8 protein-coding genes are annotated in these 5,735 nt (G+C 47.9%); all 8 read right to left on the reverse strand.

Annotated elements, in window-relative coordinates:
- Positions 1-934: beta-ketoacyl-ACP synthase II (locus CBI30_RS10860; RefSeq protein WP_088528311.1), on the reverse strand; the 934-nt coding region annotated here is incomplete at its 3' end.
- A gap of 28 nt (positions 935-962) precedes the next feature.
- On the reverse strand, positions 963-1,202 hold the full coding sequence (acpP, locus tag CBI30_RS10865; protein WP_015421596.1) for an acyl carrier protein: 240 nt from the start codon (positions 1,200-1,202) through the stop codon (positions 963-965).
- Between the two features lie 102 nt (positions 1,203-1,304).
- The gene (gene fabG / locus CBI30_RS10870; protein ID WP_088528312.1) at positions 1,305-2,048 is read right to left on the reverse strand and encodes a 3-oxoacyl-ACP reductase FabG; all 744 of its coding nucleotides are present in this window, start codon (positions 2,046-2,048) and stop codon (positions 1,305-1,307) included.
- 47 nt (positions 2,049-2,095) lie between these two features.
- A complete protein-coding gene (gene fabD, locus CBI30_RS10875; protein WP_088528313.1) occupies positions 2,096-3,031 on the reverse strand; it encodes an ACP S-malonyltransferase in 936 nt (311 codons plus the stop codon).
- A 44-nt stretch (positions 3,032-3,075) separates the two neighbouring features.
- Positions 3,076-4,062 (reverse strand): beta-ketoacyl-ACP synthase III, encoded by a 987-nt coding sequence (locus CBI30_RS10880; protein WP_088528314.1) that lies wholly within the window; start codon positions 4,060-4,062, stop codon positions 3,076-3,078.
- A gap of 2 nt (positions 4,063-4,064) precedes the next feature.
- Complete coding sequence (plsX, locus tag CBI30_RS10885) at positions 4,065-5,075, reverse strand: phosphate acyltransferase PlsX (RefSeq protein WP_088528315.1); 1,011 nt, start codon at positions 5,073-5,075, stop codon at positions 4,065-4,067.
- An 83-nt stretch (positions 5,076-5,158) separates the two neighbouring features.
- Positions 5,159-5,338: a 50S ribosomal protein L32 gene (rpmF, locus tag CBI30_RS10890; protein ID WP_011902241.1), complete on the reverse strand. Its 180-nt coding sequence runs from the start codon at positions 5,336-5,338 to the stop codon at positions 5,159-5,161.
- Between the two features lie 105 nt (positions 5,339-5,443).
- A partial coding sequence (locus tag CBI30_RS10895) for a YceD family protein (protein ID WP_206075639.1) occupies positions 5,444-5,735 on the reverse strand: 292 nt, incomplete at its 5' end.

Here is a 5,735-nt window from a genome sequence, read left to right on the forward strand (position 1 = left end):
AAGGTGTTGAAGTACCGTGCGCATTAATGTAGTCAATCTGGTCAGCATTCAAGCCGGCATCGCGCATGGCATTGAGCATGCAACGACGTGGGCCATCCATATTAGGTGCAGTCATGTGATACGCATCACCACTCATGCCAAAGCCTAAGAGCTCACAGTAGATTTTTGCGCCACGGGCTTTAGCGTGCTCATATTCCTCAAGAACGACAACGCCAGCACCCTCACCCAGAACGAAACCATCGCGGTCCCTGTCCCATGGGCGTGAAGCAGTTGCAGGGTCATCATTGCGAGTGGATAGCGCACGAGCCGAAGCAAAGCCGCCAACACCTAAAGCAGATATAGTGGATTCCGCGCCGCCGGCAACCATCACATCGGCATCACCGTACTGAATTAAGCGGGCTGCCAATCCAATACTATGCAAACCAGTTGTGCAAGCAGTCACTGCAGCCACGTTTGGACCCTTAAGACCAAATAAGATGCTGAGGTGCCCAGAAATCATATTAATGATTGAGCCCGGCACAAAGAATGGGGAGATACGACGAGGGCCGCGAGCGAGTAATTCAACGCCGGTCTCTTCAATCATCGGCAAACCGCCGATACCTGAACCAACCATCACACCAACACGCTCTGCGTTCTCTTCCGTTACCTGTAGACCGCTATCGCGAATCGCTTGTGATCCAGCAGCGATACCATAATGAATAAAAGTATCCATATGGCGCGCTTCTTTGGCAGAAACGTATTCTTCGACATTGAAATCCTTCACCTCTCCAGCGAAATGAACGCTGAGTGGGGTGTGGTCAAACTTCGTGATGGTAGCGATACCTGATTTGCCCGCGAGCAAATTAGACCAAGCTACATCAACTGAGTTACCAACAGGTGAGATCAGGCCTAAGCCGGTAACAACAATCCGGCGACGGCCATTTGATGCTGACACAGTAATAGTTATTAGCTAAGCTAGGGAATTAACCCTGAGCTTTAGACTGAGCAAAATCGATAGCGAGCTGAACAGTAGTAATTTTTTCAGCTTCCTCATCAGGAATTTCAATCCCGAATTCGTCTTCCAAAGCCATTACCAATTCAACAGTGTCAAGAGAGTCTGCGCCTAAGTCATTCACAAAAGAAGATTCATTCTTGATATCTGCTTCTGCGACGCCCAATTGCTCAGCGACGATCTTCTTAACGCGTTGTTCGATGTTATCCATTAATTCCCCCAAGGGTTGTAAAAAAACGATGAAAGGATTTTATCAGCTTGGCGGACTAAATTAGTAAATCCGCCAAAAAATGATTAAATTCCCGCTAAATATTTAAGCTAAATATAGACCGCCATTGACATGTAAGGTGTTACCCGTAATGTATCCAGCGGCTGGAGAGGCCAAAAATGCCACTGCCTGAGCAACATCCTCAGGACTGCCGAGGCGAGCTAAAGGAATGTTCGCTTTTAGAGCATTTTGCTGCTCTTCACTCAAAGCACGGGTCATGTCGGTATCAATAAAGCCAGGAGCTACGCAGTTAACAGTGATATTGCGACTACCGATTTCACGGGCCAATGCGCGGGTCATGCCAGAAACCCCTGCTTTAGCGGCGGCGTAATTGGCCTGACCGGGGTTACCCATATGACCAACAATAGAAGTGATGTTGATAATCCGGCCGGCCCGCGCCTTCATCATAGGGCGCATCACTGCCTGCGAAAGACGGAAAACAGCACTTAAGTTGGTATCGATCACGTCGGTCCACTCATCTGTTTTCATGCGCATAGCCAAGTTATCGCGTGTAATACCAGCGTTATTCACCAAAATACTGATGCCACCAAAATCCTTCACGATCAAATCAATGATGTCTCCACACGCTTTTGGGTCGGTTACATTCAGTACCTCTCCGCGGCCGCCACTCGCCTGTAAACGCGCATTGATGGCTTTAGCACCATCCTCGGAGGTAGCAGTGCCAATCACTTTGGCGCCGCACTTTACTAGCTCATCTGCAATTGCCTGACCAATGCCGCGCGATGCGCCAGTGACCAATGCAATTTGTCCGCTTAAGTCGAGATTCATATTTGTCTTTCGCTATCGATTTACTGATTCGTTAATTCGTTTTACTTTTACTTCACTGTAGCCAAAGCTTCATTGAGGCTAGACTCATCAAAAATAGGTATCCCAATAACATTCTCATTAATACGCTTAGTCAATCCCGCCAAAACCTTGCCAGGACCACATTCCACTACTTGAGTAATGCCCTGCCCAGCCATTGCATTAATAATCTCCTGCCAGCGCACAGGCTTGGCAGCTTGACGCACCAGGGCATCTTTAATAGCAAGTGGATCAATCAAGATTTCTACATCAACGTTATTGATAACAGAAAGCGTCGGGATCTTGAATTCAATATTGGCCAGGTAGCCTTTAAGCTTTTCAGATGCAGGTTGCAATAAAGAAGAATGAAATGGTGCGGATACAGGCAATGGCAAAGCGCGTTTAGCGCCAGCCGCTTTTAATAACTCACAGGCTTTAGTCACTGCATCGCTACCACCCGCAATCACCACTTGTCCTGGCGCATTAAAGTTCACTGCTTCCACTACGCCACCAGATAATGTGGCAGCTTCTGCACAGACTGTTTTTACAATCGCATCATCCAAGCCCAAGATCGCAGCCATGCCACCCGTACCCACTGGCACAGCTGTCTGCATAGCCTCTGCACGAAAACGCACTAAAGGCACGGCATCTTTAAAAGAAATTACGCCAGCAGCAACTAAAGCAGAGTACTCACCAAGACTATGGCCTGCCATCACTTTGGGAACGGCGCCACCAGAGGCTAACCAGGCACGATAAAACGCGATCGCTGCGGTGAGCATTACTGGCTGAGTATTGGTTGTTAAGGAAAGTGCTTCTGCAGGACCTTCGGCAATCAGCTTTGCAACATCTTCACCCAATGCATCGGAAGCCTCCTCCAGCGTCGCACGGACTTCGGGGCGATCAGCAATGGAATTGAGCATCCCAACAGATTGGGAACCTTGGCCAGGAAATACGAATGCAAATGTCATGGGAATAGTCGCTGATTGATAGTTGTTGATGTATTGCTTTTGCTCTAGTACTTAACGGCTACCGCACCCCAAGCAAAGCCGCCGCCCACACCCTCTAGCAAGAGATGTTGACCACGCTGAATTTGACCTGAGCGGACACCTGCATCTAAGGCAAGTGGAATGGATGCAGCAGAAGTGTTGCCGTGCTCATGCACGGTGACGATGACTTTATCCATCGACATGCCCATCTTGCGAGCAGTGCTCTCCATAATACGAATATTGGCTTGATGTGGGACCAACCAATCAATTTGTTCCGACTTGAGATTGGCTTTTTCCAAGACCTCATGCGCTACTTGTTCAAGCACTTTCACAGCCAGCTTAAATACCGCAGGACCATCCATCGTCAAGTAGGCAGAGCCTTCTACACCACCCCGCTTAGCATGTCCAGGCACACACAAAATATCGCGCTGGCTACCATCAGCATGCAATGCAGTCGCTAAAATACCAGGCTCAGATGAGGCTTCTAGCACTACTGCACCAGCGCCATCACCAAACAAAACTGAAGTAGTGCGATCTTGAAAATCTAAAATGCGAGAGAAGGTTTCTGCACCGAGAACCAATACTTTCTTGTAAGTACCTGTGCGTATAAATGCATCAGCAATCGCTAGAGCGTAAGTAAAGCCAGCACATACTGCTTGCACATCAAATGCAGCGCAGTTGGTATGAGCACCCAACTTGTCTTGAACTACGCAAGCCGTACTTGGGAAGCCGCCCAAATGATCTGGTGTGGAGGTTGCCAAAATAATGAGATCGAGATCCTCTGAAGTACAAGCAGCAGCCTCTAAGGCGGCCTGAGCAGCCTTCACCGCTAAGTCGCTCGTCAGTTGATTGTCTGCCGCAAAGTGACGCGCAGAAATCCCACTTCGAGTCACAATCCACTCATCACTAGTCTCAAGACCAATCTTCGCCAAACGCTCAACGAGGTCTTGGTTGGTTAAACGCAACTCAGGAAGATAGCTTCCGGTTCCCGCTATCCGCGAATATGTACTCATGATTATTTTGTCTCCACCGCAAAAGCTTGAGCGATGCGCTCTACCATGCGATTCTTTGCTGCTTCATAGGCGCGATCCAGCGCAAAACCAAATGCAAAGCGATCTGCAGAACCATGACTCTTAATCACGCAACCACGCAATCCTAGAAGCACTGCACCGTTATAGCGACGATGATCAACGCGCTTGCGCACACGCAACAATGGCACCATGGCACAAATCGCCATCAATTTAGTAAGTAATGAGCGATTAAATTCTTGCTTAATTAAGCCGCTCATCATCTTGGCCAAACCTTCGCTTGCCTTAAGGACAACGTTGCCAACAAAGCCATCGCACACTACGATATCCGTAGTGCCTTTAAAAATATCATTACCTTCTACATTGCCATAAAAGTTCAAATTGGTCTGACGCAATAACTCGCTGGTCTGCTTAACCACCTCATTACCCTTAATGACCTCTTCCCCAATATTGAGAAGACCGATGGAAGGATTTTGAATACCATCCACCACTTGAACCATCACATTGGCCATCTGCGCAAACTGCACCAAGTGCATCGGCTCGCAATCAGCGTTAGCGCCAAGATCCAGCATGGTAGTGCCACGGCCTTTTTCATTAGGGATCGCGGTAGCGATCGCAGGACGATCAACGCCATCTAGGGTTTTTAGGATGTAGCGAGAAATCGCCATTAAGGCGCCCGTGTTGCCAGAGGAGATGATGGCATCAGCCAAACCTTCCTTAACTTGCTCAATCGCAACGCGCATGGAAGAATCTTTTTTGCGACGCAGTGCCACCTCAATGGGATCATCCATCAAGACAACTTCACTAGCGGTAATAATTTGAATGCGCTCCAATGGCGCTTTTGGAAACTGACTTAAGGCTTCCTTAAGTAATTCCGGATCGCCAACCAAGGCAATCTTCACATCATCATGTTTTTCAAGGAAATCACAACAAGCGGGAACTGTGACGACTATCCCGTGATCTCCGCCCATGGCATCGATAGCAAGAGTGACACTCATAGAATCTTAAATTGCTGCAAGTTGTGTGTTCAAGAAAAAAGCGGCTTTTATTGGAGCCGCTTCTATCTTTTTAGACTAAAGAATTAGTCGTTTTTGGTTTTAACAACTTTACGGCCACGATAGTAGCCATTTGGTGAAATGTGGTGGCGCAAATGAGCCTCACCAGTTGTGGCTTCAACAGCCGTAGCAGGTGCGGTCAAAAAGTCGTGCGCACGATGCATGCCACGTTTGGATGGGGATTTTTTATTCTGTTGGACGGCCATATTGAACTCCTAAGCAAGGCGATATTCTAACATGGAAAATACGCTAAATGCTTGATTTATTGTTAAAACAAACTTGAAACCCGTCTCTAAATGAAAAGGGGGGTATTAATTTTTCTTCATATTTTTCAATATGTTAAAGGGATTCTGAGGCTTTTCTGAAGCTTCAGCTGCTTCCCCACCCTCCCCAAATGAAGAGGCATGCGGCTGACAGGCGCTCTCTGGATGCTTCGGAATCAAGGGAATGGACAGCAAAATCTCATCTTCAATCAAACTCAACAGGTCAAAGTGCTGGCTCGCAACTAAAGGCTCCTGCTGATCATCCTCAATTGGAAAGGCATCCGCCTCCGCTTCAGAAGCAACCATGACGAATCGACTCTCTTGAGCCAAGTCCAAGCCA

The sequence above is a fragment of the Polynucleobacter aenigmaticus genome (genome assembly GCF_002206635.1).
Lineage (GTDB): Bacteria > Pseudomonadota > Gammaproteobacteria > Burkholderiales > Burkholderiaceae > Polynucleobacter > Polynucleobacter aenigmaticus.

What these genes read in the sequence shown, in the direction of transcription:
- acpP (WP_015421596.1), bottom strand. Translation starts at nt 1,202, where the DNA reads ATGGATAACATCGAACAACGCGTTAAGAAGATCGTCGCTGAGCAATTG.
- fabG (WP_088528312.1), bottom strand. Translation starts at nt 2,048, where the DNA reads ATGAATCTCGACTTAAGCGGACAAATTGCATTGGTCACTGGCGCATCG.
- fabD (WP_088528313.1), bottom strand. Translation starts at nt 3,031, where the DNA reads ATGACATTTGCATTCGTATTTCCTGGCCAAGGTTCCCAATCTGTTGGG.
- CBI30_RS10880 (WP_088528314.1), bottom strand. Translation starts at nt 4,062, where the DNA reads ATGAGTACATATTCGCGGATAGCGGGAACCGGAAGCTATCTTCCTGAG.
- plsX (WP_088528315.1), bottom strand. Translation starts at nt 5,075, where the DNA reads ATGAGTGTCACTCTTGCTATCGATGCCATGGGCGGAGATCACGGGATA.
- rpmF (WP_011902241.1), bottom strand. Translation starts at nt 5,338, where the DNA reads ATGGCCGTCCAACAGAATAAAAAATCCCCATCCAAACGTGGCATGCAT.